The sequence below is a fragment of the Planococcus sp. VCh962 genome (assembly GCF_057748275.1).
Map to the genome: position 1 here is coordinate 488228 of NZ_JBYLHS010000001.1, position 20026 is coordinate 508253.

Genomic DNA, 20026 nt, shown 5'->3' on the forward strand with positions numbered 1-20026 from the left:
TCCACCTACTTTTCATCAATTGGTTTCAAAGCTTTTGCTATATAGCCAAACGGGGTATCAAGAACTGAGACAATGAATTTCAGCACATAAGTCGAGATGAAAATTTGCAGCCAGATGTCCATCGGATAAACGCCGTAAAAAGCGATGCTGGTGAAGATAAAGGTATCCAGCAACTGGCTGATCAATGTCGAACCATTGTTACGGATCCAGAACTGGCTGTCTTTTGGAAAGACTTTACGGATAGCCGCGAATATATAGACAGCCACATGCTGGCTGGTGACGTAAGCCAGCATACTGGCAACTGCAACTTGCGGGATCAACCCGAAAATCGTGTGCAATGACTCATTGGCAAAGTCGCTTTCCGCCGGTATGAACTTCATGCCGAATTGCATTACCACGATCATAATCAAAAGCGCAGAAAATCCGAGCCAAACCGCTTTTTTCGCCTCTTTTTTACCGTATTTCTCATTTAAGATATCGGTAGCGAGAAAAGTCGAAGCATACAGACTGTTTCCGAGTGTAGCCGTCAATCCGATAATTTCAATGGTCTTCGTAACTTGGATATTGGCTAAAATCGTAGAAAGGGCTACCCAGGCAAACAATCCGGTTTTGCCGAAAAATTTGTACATGATGAGCAGCAATATAAAATTGACCACGGCGAAGCCAAGGCCCAAATACTCGTTAAACAAGCTTATTCCTCCTTAGTTTTGATAAAGCGGGAGTTTACGAACCGCTGAATAGATGAAATTGTCCTTAGATAGTATAACTATTGTTGCGTTAAAAGACAAATCAGTAGTAAAATAAACGAATGGCAATTCAAAGGGGTGACAGTTTGAACAAACTTTCAATTATCAATGAAATTGATGAAATGATGGAAACGTATTGCGATGGATGCTTTGTTAAAAAACAAATTCGCAAAGAGCAGGGGAAAACAGCTGCTCACCGTTTTTGCATCAGCAATTGCTCAGTTGGGTCGCAGCTTCAATTCCTTGGAACCGAGTTAAATAAAGTAGGAACAAATCATAAATGAATAAATAGAAAAGCCTGCACCGGAAATTTTCGGTGCAGGCTTTTCTATTCTGCTTTTCGTTGGCGCTGGTCTTCTGCAAGTTGCAAAACCTGTGTGGCAGGCTGCGGTTCGATTCCGTAAAATTCCTCGTTATCAAACGCGTGGACTTCCTCATAAGCTTCCATCATCTTTTCCAGAACCCATTCTTCAGAAGTATCTGCAGGTGTCCAATAAAAAATATCCATGACACTTTTTTCACCGGTGATCGGATGTTTCCGGACATACTCTATCAATGGTGCTTTTTTGAAATTTTGCTTTTGATAAAAACGCACGCGTTTGGCTGATTCGGGATCTTCAGGGGTCACTGGATCCACTTCAAGGACAATCGGTTTGTTTTTCTTTTTAACCTTCTCGATTACTTTGCTTCCCAGGCCGCTTCCTCGGGATGTGCTGTTAACTAAAATGTAATCGATAAATAAAAAATCTGGTTTCTCAAAATAAACCAGCGTGTGGTTTGGACCTTCATCCAATTTATAGGCATTTGGCTTTTTTTCAAATAAGGTTTTCATATGCTCTTCTGACTTCATCTCTTTGGCAGGGAAATATTCTCTTAATTTTAGAAACCATGGCTCCACGGCATTCTTCTCCTCTCTTTTTTTATTTAAGTTCCCATAGGAAAGACAATTAAACCAATTTTTCGACAGGTTTGAAAATTCTTTCAATGGGCAATATAGAACGTATACTTATGCAATTGCCAGAGGGAAAGGGAGAGATTCAATGTCTGCGACGAATAATGAAGGAAAACTGACAGCGATTTTGGGTTGGAGCTTGCCGGCAATCGAAGCTATCGATAAGCTTGACCGGCCTTACGTAGTAGTGGGACCGCCAGACTTTGAAGGGTTTGCAAAAGAAAATGACATCAATTTCGTCGGCTGGGACTTTGACCGGCTCAATGAAGGATCAGAAGAACTGTATCGAATTTTGAATGACATGGATACAAAACTGGCAGTGCCAATTTATGAAGAAACTGTAGAATGGGCAGGAGCACTAAATGCCCGTTTTTTTGATGACCCTCGAGTTTTCAACCGTTCACTGTTACTCCGTGACAAAGGGTTGATGAAGCGGAAAGCCCAAATGTCGGGCATTAAAGTAGGCGTGTTTGAAGAAGCTTACTCCAAAGATGATATCCATCGCTTTTTAAAGCGCGTAAACGATGCACTGATTAAAATAGAAGGCGATTTAAACGATCCCATCCATATCAAGCCGCTTAATAAAGCGGGAACCGTTGGCCACATGGTTATCCGGGATGCCGCAGATATCGAAAAAATAGAAGAGGAATTTCCTTATTTAATGGAAAGCCATTTGGACGGCCAGGAATTTTCGTGCGAAGCTTTTATCCACGATGGGCAAGTGAAGTTCCTTAACATTACCGAATATGTGAAGCTGGGGCATTCCAATTTTGTACCGGCTTCCCCTGCACTGGAAGCTTACCGGCCGCAAATTTTGAATGAAATCCAAAAGCTGGTTGATTCATTCGAAATCAAATACGGCGTCATCCATCCGGAATATTTCATTTCACATGATGGCACATTGAACTTCGGGGAAGTAGCGGCCCGGGTACCGGGAGGGCATATTTTCGACTTGATCGAAAGAGCCTATGGCTTTAACGCTTTCCAGGCCCAAATTCTTTGCAGCGACCCGGATACTACCGCTGAAGAACTGGAAGCATTCTTCCCGGAAGAAGTCACTTCCGCTAAAGGCTATGCAGGAAGTTTGATGGTCTATCCGCGTGTCCGGCTGATTGAAAAGCTCAATGTTCCGGATGAAATGAAAAACAACCCATATTTTGAAAAACATGATTTATTCATTCCGGTAACTTCTAAAGTAGCGGAACGTGTCGGTTTCGGGAACCATTACGGCACATTATTCTTCTTTGGGGAAGACAGTGAGCGGATGAAAGATCTATTGAAGAAATACGAGAAATTCGATTTTTATCTTTAATTACCTGGGGGAATTAATATGGCAACAGAATTGACTTCTGTGAAAGATAAATTTGAACAGGCATTGCGCTCTTTGGAAGAAGCAAAGCCGTTTGCAAAAAGCATGTATCAGACCGCCGTTTTTCAATTAGCCACAGAATTGGCTGCAACAGACGAAGGCCTGGAAATGCTGTATGACTATGCCGCTGATTTTGATAAAGCCGGAGTATTCCACGGAGGGCCATGGGCAGAAGCGGATAATCTGGAACCGCCTTTTGTCGGCGGTTCGCTGAAAATCCGAGGCGTCAATTCGGTTGTGGAAATGCTCAGCGAACTGCGGATGCTGGCAATTTCGGAAGGGAATTACCAGCATCCGGAAGTTTCGACAGAAGAAGCAGCCGCCTTTTTGAATGAAGTGCTTGCTTTAAACCTTGATTTTCTTTTCCCGGCAGAAACGGAAGCAGCCCGAGTGGAGTCCGGTGAACATACGGAACGGGCAGAACGTTTATTCCGTTTTTTGGGAGGGCGCTTATCGTACAAAGCAGTGGCAAACAAGCTGGTGGAAGAAATCGGCCGGCTGACAGTTCAGCGGCCGATTATGGTGGACCGCATCATTCATATGATTGAAACAGCCACACAAATGATCGATGAGAATATCGAAGAAAGCACAAAAGAGAATTTAATGGCGTATAAAAAAGCCATCACCTCTCCAACCCCCTTGACTGAGAAGTTTCCGAATCTGCGGGAATACCGCAAGCATTTGATGGAAGTCGACGAGGAAACGCTGCGTTCAGAGAGCCGGGCTTTCGCGGAATCAATGAATTCGACCGGCCTAGTGGCTCCGGCGAATGCCATTTTTATCCGCTATCTGAACCGCAAGTATTCGGACCTGATTCCGGAAGCCTTGAGTTTATCGGAAATAGGGACAGCCAGTTTCAATGCCAATGCTGAGCTGGTCCGGGATATGATCCAAATTGCGGTCCATCCGGAAACCAGCAAAGTGATATATGGCTTGTCAAGAATGCTTGACCGAGGAGTATTGACGCAAGATCCATTGTTGCCGGCATTGCGCAGGCTGTTTGAAATTGATGTCCATCCGGACGTTAAAAAAGCTCTTTTGAGAAGAGAACACCGCAAAGGCGGAATCACCGCCAATGGCGTCCTGGTGGGAGGCGTAATCAGCGTACTTGGCCAGCCGCTTGGAATTGGCCAAGGGCTGAACCCGACTTGCCAATCCGCTCGAGCTATCAGCCTTTGGGCGCAACATGGCATCGGCCAGCTATTGGAGTATATTGCCCGGGCAGTCCGCGAAAATGATATTGATATGACGTTTGAAGGCGAAGCGATCCACTCTAATACGATTGAAGGCGGCGTTGCCGCGGAAATCCATCAGGAATTGGATCCGGTTTCAGTAGCACTGGTACCGCATCTTGATAAAATCTACAATGAAATGATGATGAAGACTTTATTGCGGGGGGAAGACGGCCATAAATGGGTCAATCCGGAATTCTACGGTGAATGGATCCCGAGAGGCTTCATAAATATAATCGACCCGCTGACAGGCTATGTAACGGATTATCAAGCCTTTGTCCGTTTATTCTATGCAACTCATCATCCAGAGTACAACGAAGGCTATGAATTGATTTACCCGAATCCTGTAGGGATATACATTACCAATGTACACGGTAAGCTGCTCGGGCTTCACGCTGTATCGATTCAGCGGATCGATCAGGATGAACAAGGCGAATATCGTGTTTACTTCTACAATCCAAACAATGACAGCGGCCAAAATTGGGGCCAAGGCATTGAAACAAGTGTGCAAGGCCATGGTGAGCTTGAAGGCGAGTCGTCTTTGCCATTCCATCAGTTCACTGCACGCATGTATGCGTTCCATTATAATCCTTATGAACAAGGCGATACCTATATGGTGGAAGATGCAGATGTGGAAGAAATCGAACGCTTGGCCCGTGAAAGCTGGGGCAAGACCTACACTTGGATTTAACTGAATGAGCTGAAACAAAAAAGGAGGCCCGGGATCATTCCCGGGTCTCCTTATTTATATGGAAGCTTGTTTATTAACTTTCGATTTCAATTACATTCGCAGCTTGCGGGCCACGATTTCCATCAATAATTTCGAAAGAGACGGTTTTTCCTTCTTGCAAGGTCCGGAACCCGTCACCTTGGATTCCTGTAAAGTGGACGAAAACATCATCACCATCGTTATACTCAATAAACCCATAGCCTTTTTCCGTGTTAAACCATTTTACTTTACCTTGGTGCATGCACGTTCCCCCTATATATTGAGTATTGTCATGGAACCATTAAAAAGCCTTTTAATGGTTGGCTTATACTATACCCGAAGGACTTCAAATCGTCAATATCACGGGACAAATCGGACATTCAACCAGCGTTACAGGTTATAATGGAAAAAAGGAGCCGAAGAATTTATGAATGAAACCATACAGCAATGCGAAGCAGCAGTAAAAGAGATCTATGAAACATTCGATGCAAGCCATGACTGGCAGCATATTGAGCGGGTGCGGCAAAATGCTGATGCGATTTTAGCGAAAGAAAAAGCGGACGCATTCGTTGTCGAACTGGCAGTGCTGTTGCATGACGTATCAGACCCGAAATACAAAAAAGCGGATGAAGATTTGGAGACGGATATTCTGGAAAGCTTGAAACTAAGTAAAGAGCAGACCAGCCAGATCAAAGGAATTATCCAGTCCGTGTCATTTAAAGGAGGCAATGGCGCTGCGCCCGCTTCTATCGAGGCACGCATTGTACAAGATGCTGACCGCCTTGATGCCATCGGCGCCATCGGCATTGCGCGCACGTTTGCTTATGGCGGCGCTAAAGGCCGGAAATTGTACGATTGGGAAGAACAGCCAAGGAGCGAAATGACAGAAGATGAGTACCGGTCGAAGCCTACAAGCAGCGTGACTCATTTCTATGAGAAATTATTGCTGTTGAAAGACCATATGAACACCGAGACAGGGAAGCAAATTGCTGAAGAACGCCATCAATTTATGCTATCCTTTTTAAAGCAACTTATAAAAGAAACGGATGGGAATAAATGAGTCATTTAAACGTAACAAACTTAACGAAAACTGTAGGAGCTAAAACCCTTTTTAAAGACGTGGAGTTTTCATTGTATCCTGGAGAACGGGCAGGATTGATCGGCGTTAACGGCACTGGGAAATCCACATTGATGTCCATATTGGCGGAAGAAATAGAAGCGGATTCCGTCAATATGGACCACCCGAAAAAATATGAAATTACTTATTTGAAACAAGAGCCGGAATTTGATGAATCGCTGACGGTGCTGGAAACAGTGTTTTCCGGCGACTCGCCGATACTGGCATTAAACCGTTCGTATGAACAAGCTTTGAAGAATATGATGGTCGATTCCAGCTCTACGGAACTGCAGGATGAGCTGATGAAAATCCAGGAAGGCATGGAACGTGAAAATGCTTGGGATATCAACGCACTTGCCAAAACGGCTTTGACGAAACTGGGTATCGATATGTTCGACCAATTGATCAGTGAGCTTTCAGGGGGCCAGCGAAAACGTGTAGCGTTGGCGAAGGCATTGATTGAGCCTGCAGATTTGATTTTGCTCGATGAGCCGACCAACCATTTGGACGCAGCTTCTACCGAATGGCTGCAGGAGACATTGCTCCGCATGGACAGCGCCATGCTGTTCGTAACGCATGACCGGTATTTCCTGGACGCGGTATCAACTCATATTTTTGAACTGGCAGACCAGACGATGTATACGCATAAAGGCAATTACGGGGATTATTTGGAGAACAAAGCCATCCGCGATGAAATGGCTGCATCGTCCCAGCAAAAGCTGGAAAACCGCTTCCGTTCAGAATTGAAGTGGATCCGCCGTGGTGCGAAAGCCCGGTCGACAAAACAAAAAGCCCGAATCCAGCGCTTTGAAGAAATTAAAGAAAATGTACAGACGGAAAACGACAATACGTCGTTGGAATTATCCATGCAAAGCCAGCGCCTCGGCAAGAAAATCATTGAAGGCGAAAACTTGGGGATGGCATTCGGCGATAACGTCATTTTCCGCAATTTCAATTTCCTATTGCAAGGCGGCGACCGCATTGGGATTGTGGGGCCGAACGGCGCCGGGAAATCGACACTGATGAAATTGATAGCCGGAGACTATGAACCGACCGAAGGGAAATTGGAATATGGCAGCACCGTCAAAATCGCTCATTTCACGCAGCATCTGCCAGAAATGAACGAAGCTCAGCGGATGATTGAGTATATCCAGGAAATCTCGAGCGATTATGAAGCGGCTAAAGGGGTTCGATTGTCCGCTACCCAGATGCTGGAACGATTTTTATTCCCATCGAACGGGCACGGCACACAGATCGGCAAATTGTCCGGCGGTGAACGCAAGCGTCTTTACTTGCTGAAATTACTGATGGAACAGCCGAATATTTTGCTTTTGGATGAACCGACGAATGATTTGGATATCCAGACTTTGTCCGTACTGGAAGACTTTTTGGAAAACTTCCCAGGCGTTGTCATCACGATTTCCCACGACCGCTTTTTCCTGGACCGGATTGCCCGAAAGCTATGGACGACCGGCACTGGGGAAATACTGGAGTACCAAGGCTTGTATAGCGATTTCATCAAAGAGAAAACCTTGCCTGCTGAAGAACTTAAAGCTGCTCCGGTCCAGGAAACCCCGAAACCGGCAAAAGTGGAAAAATCGAAAAAGAAAATGACTTTCAAGGAACAGCAGGAATACAAAACCATTTTGGATGATATCTCGCAAGTTGAATCCCGAATCGAAGAAAGTGAAGCGGAAATGGCTAAAGCGGGTTCCGATTTTGAAAAATTGAACCAGCTGACAGCAGACATCGATGCGTTGACGGAACAATACGATACCTTAATCGAACGCTGGACATATCTTCAGGAAATTGCGGAATCGTAATAAAGCAATAGGTGATCAACTCAGCTGCTTGTTCCGCAAGTGAAAGTGAAAACAATATATCGGCTTGACGCAATCAAGGCATTTCCCGTAACAGCTGGAAAATGCATGGCGGTCAAGCAGCGTATACTAACAAATGGAGGGATTACGCGTGAAAATTGTAACGATTGAACCAACACCAAGCCCGAATACGATGAAAGTCGTCATTGACCAGGAATTGCCGTTCGGCAAAAGCCATAATTACCATAACGACAATATGGAAGGCGCTCCAAAAGAAATCCAGGCAATCCTTTCGATTGCCGGAGTCAAAGGCGTTTATCATGTGGCTGATTTTTTAGCAGTTGAAAGGCTGGCAAAATTCGATTGGGAAACGATCCTGGCGGAAGTGCGCCGAGTCTTTGGAGAAGACAGCAGCCATGCCAATGAAGAAATCGAACTTGATGAACATTACGGGGAAGTATACGTACATGTTCAACAATTTAAAGGCATTCCTCTGCAAGTAAAAGTTTTTGATAACCACTCTGAAAAACGTTTTGCTATGCCGGCCAATTTTGTTGCGGCTATGCAAGCCGTACTGGATCCGACAGAAGAAAACTATTTGCTGCAGCGAAAATGGGCGGATTACGGTGTCCGCTATGGTGAAAAAGAAGAAATCGGCCAAAACATGGTAGAAGAGCTTGCAGCTGCCTACCCGCTAGAGCGCTTGGATGCGATGGTCGAACAAAACAATTCCGATGAACCGGAGCCGATTGAACGCGGACGGAAAGTAACATTGGAAGAATTTGATGTGCCGGATTGGGAAACCCGCTTCCAATTGCTTGAACAAATGAATGAAGGCGAATTGAATGATTTGCCGCTGCTGGCAAAAGCGCTGGAAGATGAGAAGATGTCAATCCGCCGGCAAGCAGCCATTTTTCTAGGTGATATCCGGGATAAAGCAGTTGTTCCTCTTTTGGAACAGGCTATGAGAGATAAAAGCTGGGCTGTCCGCAGAACTGCAGGGGACACAATCAGTGATCTCGGCTTTGAAGAATTCGAGCCGATCATGATAGAAACCTTGAAAGATAAAAATAAATTGGTCCGTTGGCGTGCGGCCATGTTCTTATACGAAACAGGAACAGAAGCATCGCTGCCAGCATTAAAAGAAGCAGAAAATGATCCGGAGTTTGAAGTGAAACTCCAAATCAAAATGGCGATTGCCCGCATTGAGCAAGGGGAAGACGCGAAAGGTTCAGTTTGGAAACAAATGACCGAAGCGCGGCAAGCCATGAAAGAAGAATAAGAGGAGAGCCGGCACATATTAAATGTGCCGGCTTTTTGTTTTGCCTAAAAGGTTTTCGAAAGTCCCGAAAGAGGTAAACTGCATGAAACTGTATTTATAGTTCAGCTAATTGTGGATAGGGGTGTTTTTTATGGACAAAGATTTAGAAATAGAAGGAGACATTTATTCAATTGAACTGCTGTGCCAAGGCAAGTATGAATCCTGGGAATTTGAAAGTGAGACCAAGCGCAACTGGTTTTATGAAAAAGTGAAAAAAGAATTTGCCGGCCATGAAATTCATGAAAAAGAAGAAGACGTTGACGACTCGAAAATCGCGCAGCTGTCTGCCACAAACTTGCAGATCAAAAGTGAAGGCGTTTCACAAGTCGTTCCGTATGTTTGGTATGAGGCGCAGCTTTTTGAGGAAATGCTGGAATTTATCAACCGGAAATACGAGCAAAAACATTCGCATTAATTAAATGGACAAATACTGAAAATCAAGCCAAAAAAACCTCCTGAAAACTCAGGAGGTTTGGCAGCTTGTTGAGAAAACTGAAATTTGTATTAGGTATCATTCCTTAACCGATATTTTGTTAACCAGCTGTGAAGACATTGGCCAACGCGTTCGGGAGTAAGTGTTTGCGACGAAGTGCGCAGTGTTGAAAGAGCAGCGCAACGATGCAGAGACAGTACGGTTTTCTCCGCTGTTTGACTCCGTATTTGAAGAGTCTCTAAAAGTACAAAATAGAATTGAATGCAGCGGAAGGCGGCGAAGGGTAAAGATGTGCTCCTGCAGCGCCAGGCGCTTCGTCGCAAAGGCACCACCCAACTATGGTTGGCTGATGCATTTCCTGTGGGAGCAGCGCAGCGATGCGAGTCCTGAGACCCCACAGGGAATGAGGTGGGCAAAAGTATTTGGCCCACCTCATTTGCGACGAAGCTAGCGAAGCGATGCAGGAGCACACGGTTTTCGCCAGCGAGTGAGGAGGCTCAGGCCGCACCCCACGGAAAGCGTCCGCCCTGGAGCGAAATGAAAGAACAAGCAATCGATGCTTTCTCGATAGCCAAAAAAACCTCCTGAAAACTCAGGAGGTTTGGGTTTGTGGATTTAAGCTGATGGCTTGATGGATGGCTGTGGCTGCAGCTTCAAAACAGTCGTAATACTCGACCTTTTTTGTGTCAATATAAGTCACTTCAAGAGTGCGTGTGTTCTTTACGCATTTTACGGTGAGACAAGCCTCTTCTCCTCTGTGAAACGACTGAACAATATTGACGTTGTTGTAAAAACGCATAGTTTTTAAAAGTTCTCTAATACTTTCAAATGACATTTGCATTCTCCTTTCCGGAAATGGAAAGCGACTAAGAAAAGTCAAAAAGAATCCATGTATTTCAATAACCCCACTATAACACCATTTCTTCGTGAAAAGTGGATTTTACAGGAAAGAAATGTAAATGAAATATATGAACATTAACTATTGTTTACTACAGCATCCATGTAAATTACAAGAGAAAGGCGTGTGTTGAGTTATGGAGATTGCGGTGCATGTAGTCCCTCCAGGCGGTGGGGAAATGAAATTCACCATTCCTATTTCGGAAGATTCATTTTACCGCCCCATTCCAGGGGACTACCTGAATTTTCGGGAAGATGATGGCTTAAGCGCATTCTACGTGCTGGATATCCATCATTTTTACGAGAAATTGGATGTCAGATATATGGCAGAAAATATTGTAATTGAAGCAGAGCCGGTACTTTTGCCGGATGGAATTGGATCAGAAGCACATAAAAAGCTTTGTGAATCGATGAATGCGTCAAGGAAATACCCCGATCGCAAGAACTGACTTACTTGAATTGATATGATCAAATTTTGTGGAAGGCGAGGGGCCAATATGGAAGAACAACGAAATACTCCAATGACAGGCACCATCATTTCTGCTGATATAACGGTGGAAGCCACAGAGCAAGTTCGTGATTTTTACAAACAAGTTATGGGATGGGAACATAGTGCGCTAAGCATGGGAAATTATGATGATTTTGTCATGACCACTGCTGATGGGACTCCAGTGGCGGGCATCTGCCATCCAAAAGGGCAAAATGCTGGGCTGCCCGCTGTCTGGCTGGTTTATTTCGGAGTTAAAGATTTAAAAGAAAGCCTTGAAGCATGCAGAACAAGAGGAGGCAAAATCCATTACGAATCGCAGGAACTTGACCGGGCAGGGAGCTATGCAGTAATCGAATATCCCGAAGGCGCGTATTGTGCCATTACTCAATTATGAATGGATCTGGAGAATTTCAGAAGCATTTAAGTGAGAACAGAATTATTCCAGGCGCAAAAAAATAGACGTAGGCTTAGTTCCTAGGCTTGAATTGATCATCGATTAAAGAAGGGTTTTCCAAGTAATGATCAATGTTTGCGTTTAATGGCAATAGCATATCAATGCGGTTTATCTTAAGATGGTCTCCGTTCCACATTAAATGCTTTTCCAAAATCCGTTGTTTAATCCGTTTGTTTTTGGCCCAACGCCGTGCTGTCAAATTGCTTTTTTTGCTTAAAAGATAGTTCTCTACATCTTGAACTGTATCCATGGTCACTGCTCCTTTTCTATAGTTATGGATTTACGCTTACCTATAGAAATGAATCATTACTCAGGCCACCGTTGCGTATATAGTAATATGATAATTGGCAAATGACAAGCCTGAATGTTCTAGGCATAATGAACTGCCATAAAAAGGACAAATAGTTGATCAAAGAACAGTCATATATGGCTGTGCCATCCGTTTCTGAAAAGTTCCGATTGAACCATTTCAAAACGGTTCATAGTGGTGAACTTGCTTGAATCTGCTGGAAAGAGGGAAAACTTTTATTGATAACTTTTTATTAAACTAACATTATTTCAAGATGCCGCTTTATCTAACTGTTGAATCAGACTGACAGGAAGGAGGGAGAACGGTGACCAAGCACTATCCCAGCAAACGAATTATGGTCAGAAACGATGCAGGGTTATTTGCTACAGAATTTTGGCATGAAAGAGATACAGCTTATGTAATCGTCACGGAATTGATTTCTGATGAAAACCAAAAAGGTTTTTATACTTTTGATGAGATTAATGAAGAAATCATTGATGATGCAGTAAACCAGTTCATCAAAGAATTTAAGTGAGAAACAAGGGCGTCCAAATGGACGTTCTTTTTTCAGAGGAATTTCAAAGGCCTTCTTTTTTGAAGATTTAATGCTTATTTCGCTAGTACAGCTGATCGTTTGCCTCTGAAAGGACGCATATCCGTCTTATAATAAGGAAGGTTAGCGGGAAACCGTCCTTAATAATACCGCGTTCCACTTTTTGAGGAACTTTATTTGCAATGTAATTTTGACGGCATAACAAGCTGGTCAATGTATATGGACATTGATAAAAGAAGGGTTTAAAAGATAATCATCGATACTTTCCTCTAAAGATTGTACAAGGTCCAGCCGGTTTATTGTCAGATGATAATCATTAACTGAAGTGTGCAGGTCTAATATCCGTTGCTTTATACAGTCATCTTTAATCCAGCGCCTTGCCGTTACATTATCTTTTTTAGCCGCCAGAATTTTTTCGACATCTAAAAGTGTATTCATGTTCGTTCCTCCTTCCGGATCATTTTATAGGTAATAACAACTAATACTATTATACTAATAACAAAAAAGCTTTTACAATAGGGGGAACTTTTATTATTTGTTCAAAATGTGAACGTTCATTCATTTTTTTCGGCGGCCATCAACTTCTTCAATTAATATAACTTTTGCCCTTCAAGCGGCAAATTATGAAAACTGGCAGTATTTACGTTAGAATGAAAAAGAAGAAAAGCGTTAGCATTTAGCGAAAATGAAAGTAGGGGAAATTATGAACGCTTATGATGAATACATGAAAGGCATCGTGGTACCGATGCGCCAGGAACTGACTTCCAATGGATTCAAAGAGCTTTTGACTGCTGAAGAAGTCAACGAGCACATGGCAGAAGCTAAAGGAACCAGTTTAGTGGTGATCAATTCAGTTTGTGGTTGTGCGGCTGGACTGGCTCGCCCTGCAGTAATTGAGGCTTTACAGGCAACGGATGCAAAACCGGATCATTTAATAACGGTTTTTGCCGGCCAGGATAAAGAAGCAACAGCTCAAATGCGCAATTATTTTGAGGAGATTCCGCCTTCTTCGCCGTCGATTGCGGTGCTGAAAGACGGGGAGCTGGCATACTTTATTCCACGGGAACAAATCGAAGACCACGACGTGGAACATATCCGTGACCATTTGACACAAGTGCTGGAACAGGTAAAAGCGCAGTGAAGACAATAGTGACAACTGCATATCGGCCGAATGAATGGACGGACCGGCTGGCAGAACAAACGGCAAAGGATCTTTCCGTCCCGTTTGTGCAGCGGAAAAAGCGTTCGATTGAAAAAATCCATGCAGAAGAATGCGCGGATGTGCTGGTTGCTGCAAAAGAACGTCTCGAGTTTTACCCTTTGGGCAAAACTGAGCCGTTCTTTTTTCATCCGAATTCATCGGCATTCCGGACCAAGCGGCCAATCGATCAAGATCCGCTTATCGAAGTATCTGGCCTTGAAGAGGGAGACGCTTTTCTTGATTGTACGCTAGGCATGGCTTCTGACGCGATTGTCGCATCTTATCGGGTGGGCATGCGCGGGATAGCTATCGGCTGTGAGAGCCATCCGTCCATTGCCTATGTAATTCGGCAAGGCTTGCAGACTTATGAGGCGATGCCCCATTTAACAGCCGCGATGAAACAAATTCAAGTCGTTTCCAATGATGCAATCGAGTTTCTGAAAACATTGGAAGATAACTCGGTAGATGTGGTTTACATGGATCCGATGTTTACGGAAGAAATTTTAGAAGCTTCCAATTTCAAACCCATTCGGGCATCAGCTGACAACGGACAGCTCACACCGGAGTGGGTTTCTGAAGCGGTCCGGACTGCACGGAAAAGTGTCGTCTTGAAAGCCCATTTCAGATCCACGGATTTTGAAGCATTCGGCTTTAACAGAAGAGTGCGGCCGAATACCAAGTTCCATTACGGCGTTATTGACTGCAGTTCAAAATAGAATATAGAAAAAGGATCCGGCAATGGTTATGCCGGATCCTTTTTCTATGCTTAATATTTTAGCAAAATAAAAAGTTGCAACTAATCGCTGCAGCTTTTCCTTTCCTGAAAACAGAAAAGGCGGGTTTAGTCTGTGAAGTTCAATGAAGTCAAATATCCTAATAAAAATAATAGTCCAATACCGATTAGCAATGATGCATCCATGAATAAATCCTCCTTTTTCAAAAAAACAGAGCTATATGATTAATATTATTGTACAATGAATCTCAAGAAGATGAAACCTTTACAGCCGAAATTCGTATAATTTAGAAAGCGTGTTACTAAATTGTTCAAAATTGAAGGTGATATGGATGAAGAAGTGGTGGCAAAAGTCACTGATGATTGCAGTTGCCGTTTTGACTTTGGGAGCGATTTCCCCCAACCATCTGATATGGGAAACTTTACTAGAGGAAAAAGCGCATAATGACTCGCAAGCATCAGCTGGCAATGACAAACAATATAGCTATGACTGGATTGACCCAAGCGAACTTTATTACAGTACCCAACCATCAATTTTGGAGACGGTGCATAAATCCGCGGAAGAACAGGCTTACATGAAATTCGGTTCTAAAATCGGTCCGGTGATCAGCGATGAATTTCGTACGGCCATCTTGCCGAATATCCAACAAGCGATCGATATGCATTTAGCAGGATTGGATAATGAAAAATTACGCACACTGGCAATTTCAGAAAAACCTTCCGGTGATCATGCAGAAAAGATTTTCCACATTTATGATACTGAAACTTTGAAAGACGCAATCCGTTTCCATGTCAGAACTGAGAAAAAACCGCTCGAAGGCTATTTCTTTAATTTCCATTACCATGTAGCGGACGATAACTTCCAGCAGCATATAGCGCTTGGAGACATCTATTGGTCCAAGAATACACCGCCGAAGTGGTTATCTTAAAACTGATAGTATGGATGATATGAGATTTCAAAAAAGCACATCGTTTAAAAGGCCTGCCGGCAAATATTAACTTGCCGGCAGGCCTTAACTTTTATGAAGACTTATAGTTTAAATTTTTTCTAACCGAATGCTTTTATGCTACTATGTATGAAGCGCTTTCTCAAAACCGTTACATTTGTAACGGTTTTTTCTGTGCGATTTTGTTATGATAAACATAATAATGGAGGCGAATAAAATGAAACAATATTTAGACTTATGCCAGCATATTTTACATAATGGCGCGAAAAAGGAAGACCGCACAGGAACAGGTACGTTGAGTGTGTTCGGCCATCAGATGCGCTTCAACTTAAACGAAGGCTTTCCATTGATGACAACTAAAAAAACGGCGTTCCGCCTGATTGTATCGGAATTGCTTTGGTTCATTAAAGGCGATACGAATGTTAAAACCCTGCTCGCTGAAAACAACCATATTTGGGATGAATGGGCATTTGCTCAGTGGGTGGATAGCGCCGACTATACAGGTCCGGACATGACAGATTTCGGCAGACGTTCACAAAAAGATCCGGCATTTGCAGAACTTTACAACGAGCAGATGGCGATTTTCCAGGAAAAAGTCTTGAACGAAGAAGGATTTGCAGAAAAGTACGGCGATCTCGGCCCCGTTTACGGCAAGCAATGGCGGTCGTGGGCAAAAACGGACGGCGGCACCATTGACCAGTTGAAAAATGTGATAGAGTCGATTAAAAAGAACCCGGATTCCCGCCGCCATCTGGTGACGGCTTGGAATCCTGAATTTATCGATGATATGGCACTTCCGCCTTGCCATATCATGTTCCAGTTCTACGTGGCCGACGGGAAATTATCGTGCCAGCTTTACCAGCGGAGCGCCGATGTCTTTTTAGGGGTGCCGTTCAATATTGCCTCTTATGCTTTGCTGACCCATTTAATTGCCCGTGAATGCGGTTTAGGTGTGGGTGATTTTGTCCATACTACAGGCGACACACATTTGTATTCCAATCATATTGAACAAGTGAATGAGCAATTAACGCGAGAACCGAAAAAGCTGCCGACATTGAAGATCAATGAGGAAGTTACGTCCATTTTTGATCTGGAGCTGTCGGATATTACAATTGAAGGTTATGATCCGCATCCGCGCATCAAAGCGCCTGTTGCAGTTTAAGGGGGAATTTAAATGATTTCATTGATGGTAGCGCACGATCCGAACCGGGTTATAGGTAAAGACAATCAATTGCCTTGGCATATTCCCGAGGACTTGGCTTATTTTAAAAAACATACCGTGGGAAAAGGCATTGTCATGGGCCGCAATACGTTTGAATCCATCGGCAGGCCGTTGCCGAAACGCCGCAATATTGTGGTTACCCGCAACGCTGATTATCAAGCTGATGGAGTCGACGTTGTCCATACCTTGGAAGAGGCGGTTCGCCTCGCTGAAGAAATGCACGAAGAAGTGATGGTGATTGGCGGAGAACAGATTTTCCGTACTATTTTGCCGATTGCGGACCGTTTGTACATTACATTGATCAAACAGGATTTTGATGGAGATACGTATTTCCCGGAATACGGGCCAGAATGGGGCATCGTATCTGAATCGGAAGAACAGCTGTCAGGTGAAACTCCTTTTGTCTACCAAGTTCTTGAACGGCACAATCCGGCAGGCGGCCATGTATAATTCAGTCCGGACTTTCTCGTTCTTATTCGGCTATTTGCCGATGGCAGCAATAAATCTTAAAAAATTCCAAGCTCAAAAAGAAAAACTGAGCAAACAGGAATATGATGCTTTAATCCATACGGAGCCGCAGAAATGGGCAAAAGGCATTATGAAGCGGACCAAAAGCCGGGTAGAAACAAGCGGACTGGAGAATTTGCCTGACGGACCAGCGCTGTTGGTGGCCAACCATGAAGGGAATTTTGATATTCCTGTCCTGCTGTCGGAAATACCGAAACCATTTGGATTTATTTCAAAAAAAGAAGTGAAAAAGTTTCCGGTGATTCCGGTATATATGGAAGATATGAATTGCGTGTTCCTGGACCGGACTGACCGCAGAAGCGCCTACCAGTCCATAACCGATACTGCTCAAAAGTTGAAGGAAGGCCACTCCATCTTGATCTTTCCGGAAGGCACACGAAGCAAAGGACAAGGATTGAGCGAATTCAAAGCGGGTTTTGTCCGCATCGCCAAAGATGCCGGTGTGCCGATTGTGCCAATTGCCATACACGGGACGTCCGATGTTATGGAGAAAAACAACAATAAAATTCAACCGGGACATGTGACGATTCGTGTGCTTGAACCGATACTGGCGGAGACCGTGGAAAAGACAGATGCTAAGCAGCTAATTGAAGTTGTCAGGAAAACAATTGAAATAGAAGTCCAGTCTATGGCGCTAGAAAAAGCAGATCTCAAGTAGGTCTGTTTTTTTACCAAGGCAAGACAACGTTTCAGGCTATTGAATAATAGGAATAGTAGGAAGAAGGAGAGTGATTTCATGTCGAAAATTCATATCGTTACCGACTCGACGGCAGACTTGAAACCGGAAGTCATCGAGAAATATAATCTTCATGTGGTTCCATTAAGCATTCAAATCGGTGGAGAGACCTATCTCGACCGCGTCGATTTGGAGCCAAAAGCTTTTCTGGATTTAATGAAAAACACACCAGAGCTGCCGAAGAGTTCACAGCCGGCTCCAGGTGTTTTCAAAGAACTATATGACCGGTTAGGCCGAAATGGCGATCAGGTGCTGTCCATCCATATGACAGGCGGCATGAGCGGCACCGTTGAATCCGCTCGTGCAGCAGCAGAATTGACGGAAACAGACGTTACTGTCATCGATTCCCGTTATATATCGCATGCGCTGGCTTTTCAAGTTTTTGAAGCAGCTGATATGGCGGAGCAAGGGAAAACAATGGAGGAAATCGTGGCCAGGGTCAATCAAATCCGTGAAAACAGCAAGCTTTACGTGGTCGTGGATACGTTAGATAATCTAGTAAAAGGCGGCCGCATCGGAAAAGGACGGGCATTGCTTGGCTCGTTTTTAAAGATTAAGCCGATTGCTTCGCTGGACGGCGGAGAGTATACACCCGTAGCAAAAGTCCGAAGCTATAAACAGGTTGTCCAATATTTAATGGACGATTTTAAGGAACGGACTGCCGGAAAACTCGTCAAAGGCATCGGCATTGCCCATGCCGACGGACTGAATATGGCAGACCCACTGAAAAAGCAGCTTGAAGAAGCAGGCTTTACAGACATCAGAATGGACTTTACAACGCCGGTCATATCAACCCATACAGGAGTTGGGGCTATCGGTTTTATGTTCTATACAGATTAAGTTGAACAATTAATTGGTTAAAAAGGGGAGATAAACGTGAAACGCATCCTGTACATTATGGTTCTGGTGATGTTGGTATTAGCGGGATGCAGTTCACCTTTCATCTTTGGCAAGGAAGAAGCGGAACCCCGTGTGCCAATCGCATTTACTGACTACCGAGTGCCGCCTAACTTTGTGCCCCAGGCGCTGATTATTACCGCGCTCGGCGATTCTTTAACAAATGGTTTGGGCGATGATGAAAATAAGGGAGGCTACGTCGGCAGGCTGGCCAGTGAAATGAGTGAGTGGCCAGGGGTACGGGGCGTTTACGTGGAAAATACAGCGAAAAATGGCCGAAGAAGCGATCAGCTGCTCGCCATGTTCCAAAAAGGGCAATTGACAGGACCAATTTCAGAAGCGGATTATGTCATCATGACAATCGGCGGCAACGATATTATGCGGATCGTGAAGCGGGATTTGTTTTCATTGAATATAGAAGCTTTCGCTGATGAGCTGGTATTATATGAAAACCGCTATGAAAACATTTTTGCTTCCATCCGGTCAATCAATCCCACAGTGCCGATCATCACGATTGGGATATATAATCCTTTTTCACTGATTACGGATGAAGTTGAAGAATTCGATAAAATTGTAATGGAATACAACGAATCGATGAGAGAAATTTCGGAAACGGATCCGCTGTCTTGTTATGTGCCGGTAAGCGATTTGTTTATCGGCAATGACAATTTGGTTTACCATACCGATTTCTTTCATCCGAACAGCAAAGGCTATGACTTGATGACAGAAAGGATCCTAGAGCGCATGGAAGAATGCGGTTTAAGTTTTCAGGAATAGGAAGTGATTATTTTGAAAAGATGGCGCTTGGCATTTTTTGTGCTGCTGGGATTAAACCTTCTCGCCTTATTGGCATTTTTTATCTTAATTACCACTCCAGCAAAAGGCCATTCCCTGGCAAGCGCAGATACAGTAGAGGCATTGGACGGCAATTCAGTTGTATTGAATGTTACAAAAGCCGACTTTGAAGGCATAGCGAATACGTATATCCAGCAGGCAATGGCCGACTCTCCAATCCCATTGACTTTGGCGGTAAACGGGGATGTCAGCCTGTCAACAGAGTTCGAGGTGTTTTCCGTAGCATTGCCGATTCTGCTGCGGTTTGACCCGTATGTCCAGGAAGACGGCAATTTATTGCTGGTCCAAAAATCAGTGGAAGTTGGAATGCTGGATATTCCTCCCGAATCTGCGTTAAAGTTATTACAGGATTCGGTAGATCTTCCTAAATTCATGGAAGTAAAGCCGGCAGAAGAACAAGTGCTGCTGAAACTGACGGATATTCCACTGAATGATGGCATTTCGGTCCAGGCAACTTCATTTAATTTAAAAGAAGATGATATTCGGTTGCGTGTTACAATTCAGCAATAAGAACGGAGTGATGGG

General features: G+C 44.0%; 25 protein-coding genes. 19 read left to right on the forward strand and 6 right to left on the reverse strand.

What is annotated here, in order from left to right; all coding sequences use genetic code 11:
• Window positions 1–5 precede the first annotated feature (5 nt).
• Window positions 6–689, reverse strand: a complete 684-nt coding sequence (locus AC3AQ9_RS02550; protein WP_488305880.1) for a queuosine precursor transporter — start codon at window positions 687–689, stop codon at window positions 6–8.
• Window positions 690–832: 143 nt separating this feature from the next.
• Between AC3AQ9_RS02550 and AC3AQ9_RS02555 the strand changes: the two genes are divergently transcribed.
• Window positions 833–1030: a zinc-finger domain-containing protein gene (locus AC3AQ9_RS02555; protein WP_488305881.1), complete on the forward strand. Its 198-nt coding sequence runs from the start codon at window positions 833–835 to the stop codon at window positions 1028–1030.
• Window positions 1031–1074: 44 nt separating this feature from the next.
• Here AC3AQ9_RS02555 and AC3AQ9_RS02560 read toward each other — a convergent pair whose 3' ends face one another.
• Window positions 1075–1644: an N-acetyltransferase gene (locus tag AC3AQ9_RS02560; RefSeq protein WP_488305882.1), complete on the reverse strand. Its 570-nt coding sequence runs from the start codon at window positions 1642–1644 to the stop codon at window positions 1075–1077.
• Window positions 1645–1786: 142 nt separating this feature from the next.
• On the opposite strand from AC3AQ9_RS02560, the gene AC3AQ9_RS02565 reads away from it, so the two are divergent.
• Window positions 1787–3010: an ATP-grasp domain-containing protein gene (locus AC3AQ9_RS02565; RefSeq protein WP_488305883.1), complete on the forward strand. Its 1224-nt coding sequence runs from the start codon at window positions 1787–1789 to the stop codon at window positions 3008–3010.
• A gap of 18 nt (window positions 3011–3028) precedes the next feature.
• Entirely contained in the window at window positions 3029–4990 is a 1962-nt protein-coding gene (locus AC3AQ9_RS02570; protein WP_488305884.1) for a hypothetical protein, read from the forward strand.
• Between the two features lie 73 nt (window positions 4991–5063).
• Here AC3AQ9_RS02570 and AC3AQ9_RS02575 read toward each other — a convergent pair whose 3' ends face one another.
• Window positions 5064–5270: a cold-shock protein gene (locus AC3AQ9_RS02575; RefSeq protein ID WP_301854558.1), complete on the reverse strand. Its 207-nt coding sequence runs from the start codon at window positions 5268–5270 to the stop codon at window positions 5064–5066.
• Window positions 5271–5435: 165 nt separating this feature from the next.
• Here AC3AQ9_RS02575 and AC3AQ9_RS02580 point away from each other — a divergent pair, with 165 nt between their 5' ends.
• From AC3AQ9_RS02580 to AC3AQ9_RS02595, 4 genes are all read left to right on the forward strand, one after another.
• The gene (locus AC3AQ9_RS02580) at window positions 5436–6068 is read left to right on the forward strand and encodes an HD domain-containing protein (protein WP_488305885.1); all 633 of its coding nucleotides are present in this window, start codon (window positions 5436–5438) and stop codon (window positions 6066–6068) included.
• Window positions 6065–7948 carry an ABC-F family ATP-binding cassette domain-containing protein gene (locus AC3AQ9_RS02585; RefSeq protein ID WP_488305886.1) on the forward strand — a complete coding sequence of 628 codons (1884 nt, stop codon included), beginning with the start codon at window positions 6065–6067 and terminating at the stop codon, window positions 7946–7948. The genes AC3AQ9_RS02580 and AC3AQ9_RS02585 overlap by 4 nt, the downstream gene beginning before the upstream one ends.
• 148 nt (window positions 7949–8096) lie before the next feature.
• On the forward strand, window positions 8097–9227 hold the full coding sequence (locus AC3AQ9_RS02590; protein WP_488305887.1) for a conserved virulence factor C family protein: 1131 nt from the start codon (window positions 8097–8099) through the stop codon (window positions 9225–9227).
• Window positions 9228–9357: 130 nt separating this feature from the next.
• The gene (locus AC3AQ9_RS02595) at window positions 9358–9681 is read left to right on the forward strand and encodes a hypothetical protein (RefSeq protein WP_488305888.1); all 324 of its coding nucleotides are present in this window, start codon (window positions 9358–9360) and stop codon (window positions 9679–9681) included.
• 610 nt (window positions 9682–10291) lie between these two features.
• Here AC3AQ9_RS02595 and AC3AQ9_RS02600 read toward each other — a convergent pair.
• Complete coding sequence (locus tag AC3AQ9_RS02600) at window positions 10292–10534, reverse strand: hypothetical protein (protein ID WP_488305889.1); 243 nt, start codon at window positions 10532–10534, stop codon at window positions 10292–10294.
• Between the two features lie 241 nt (window positions 10535–10775).
• On the opposite strand from AC3AQ9_RS02600, the gene AC3AQ9_RS02605 reads away from it, so the two are divergent.
• Together AC3AQ9_RS02605 and AC3AQ9_RS02610 are read left to right on the forward strand one after the other, a co-directional pair.
• Entirely contained in the window at window positions 10776–11045 is a 270-nt protein-coding gene (locus AC3AQ9_RS02605) for a hypothetical protein (RefSeq protein WP_488305890.1), read from the forward strand.
• Between the two features lie 48 nt (window positions 11046–11093).
• Entirely contained in the window at window positions 11094–11480 is a 387-nt protein-coding gene (locus AC3AQ9_RS02610) for a VOC family protein (RefSeq protein WP_488305891.1), read from the forward strand.
• Window positions 11481–11553: 73 nt separating this feature from the next.
• Here AC3AQ9_RS02610 and AC3AQ9_RS02615 read toward each other — a convergent pair whose 3' ends face one another.
• Window positions 11554–11790 carry a hypothetical protein gene (locus AC3AQ9_RS02615; protein WP_488305892.1) on the reverse strand — a complete coding sequence of 79 codons (237 nt, stop codon included), beginning with the start codon at window positions 11788–11790 and terminating at the stop codon, window positions 11554–11556.
• 364 nt (window positions 11791–12154) lie between these two features.
• On the opposite strand from AC3AQ9_RS02615, the gene AC3AQ9_RS02620 reads away from it, so the two are divergent.
• Window positions 12155–12364, forward strand: a complete 210-nt coding sequence (locus AC3AQ9_RS02620) for a hypothetical protein (protein ID WP_488305893.1) — start codon at window positions 12155–12157, stop codon at window positions 12362–12364.
• 228 nt (window positions 12365–12592) lie between these two features.
• Here AC3AQ9_RS02620 and AC3AQ9_RS02625 read toward each other — a convergent pair whose 3' ends face one another.
• Window positions 12593–12820: a hypothetical protein gene (locus AC3AQ9_RS02625; protein ID WP_488305894.1), complete on the reverse strand. Its 228-nt coding sequence runs from the start codon at window positions 12818–12820 to the stop codon at window positions 12593–12595.
• A 265-nt stretch (window positions 12821–13085) separates the two neighbouring features.
• Between AC3AQ9_RS02625 and AC3AQ9_RS02630 the strand changes: the two genes are divergently transcribed.
• The 9 genes from AC3AQ9_RS02630 to AC3AQ9_RS02670 all read left to right on the forward strand — a co-directional run bounded on the left by AC3AQ9_RS02630 (window position 13086) and on the right by AC3AQ9_RS02670 (window position 20011).
• Complete coding sequence (locus AC3AQ9_RS02630) at window positions 13086–13523, forward strand: BrxA/BrxB family bacilliredoxin (protein WP_488305895.1); 438 nt, start codon at window positions 13086–13088, stop codon at window positions 13521–13523.
• Entirely contained in the window at window positions 13520–14299 is a 780-nt protein-coding gene (locus AC3AQ9_RS02635) for a class I SAM-dependent methyltransferase (RefSeq protein ID WP_488305896.1), read from the forward strand. Before AC3AQ9_RS02630 ends, AC3AQ9_RS02635 begins: the two co-directional genes overlap by 4 nt.
• A gap of 349 nt (window positions 14300–14648) precedes the next feature.
• Window positions 14649–15245: a YpjP family protein gene (locus tag AC3AQ9_RS02640; protein ID WP_488305897.1), complete on the forward strand. Its 597-nt coding sequence runs from the start codon at window positions 14649–14651 to the stop codon at window positions 15243–15245.
• A gap of 235 nt (window positions 15246–15480) precedes the next feature.
• Entirely contained in the window at window positions 15481–16425 is a 945-nt protein-coding gene (locus AC3AQ9_RS02645; protein WP_488305898.1) for a thymidylate synthase, read from the forward strand.
• A 12-nt stretch (window positions 16426–16437) separates the two neighbouring features.
• The gene (locus AC3AQ9_RS02650) at window positions 16438–16935 is read left to right on the forward strand and encodes a dihydrofolate reductase (protein ID WP_488305899.1); all 498 of its coding nucleotides are present in this window, start codon (window positions 16438–16440) and stop codon (window positions 16933–16935) included.
• The gene (locus AC3AQ9_RS02655) at window positions 16886–17671 is read left to right on the forward strand and encodes a lysophospholipid acyltransferase family protein (RefSeq protein ID WP_488305900.1); all 786 of its coding nucleotides are present in this window, start codon (window positions 16886–16888) and stop codon (window positions 17669–17671) included. Before AC3AQ9_RS02650 ends, AC3AQ9_RS02655 begins: the two co-directional genes overlap by 50 nt.
• Window positions 17672–17749: 78 nt before the next feature.
• On the forward strand, window positions 17750–18589 hold the full coding sequence (locus AC3AQ9_RS02660; protein WP_488305901.1) for a DegV family protein: 840 nt from the start codon (window positions 17750–17752) through the stop codon (window positions 18587–18589).
• 36 nt (window positions 18590–18625) lie between these two features.
• Window positions 18626–19423: a GDSL-type esterase/lipase family protein gene (locus AC3AQ9_RS02665; RefSeq protein WP_488305902.1), complete on the forward strand. Its 798-nt coding sequence runs from the start codon at window positions 18626–18628 to the stop codon at window positions 19421–19423.
• A 12-nt stretch (window positions 19424–19435) separates the two neighbouring features.
• Window positions 19436–20011, forward strand: coding sequence for a YpmS family protein (locus AC3AQ9_RS02670; RefSeq protein WP_488305903.1), 576 nt, complete (start codon window positions 19436–19438; stop codon window positions 20009–20011).
• Window positions 20012–20026: the final 15 nt, after the last annotated feature.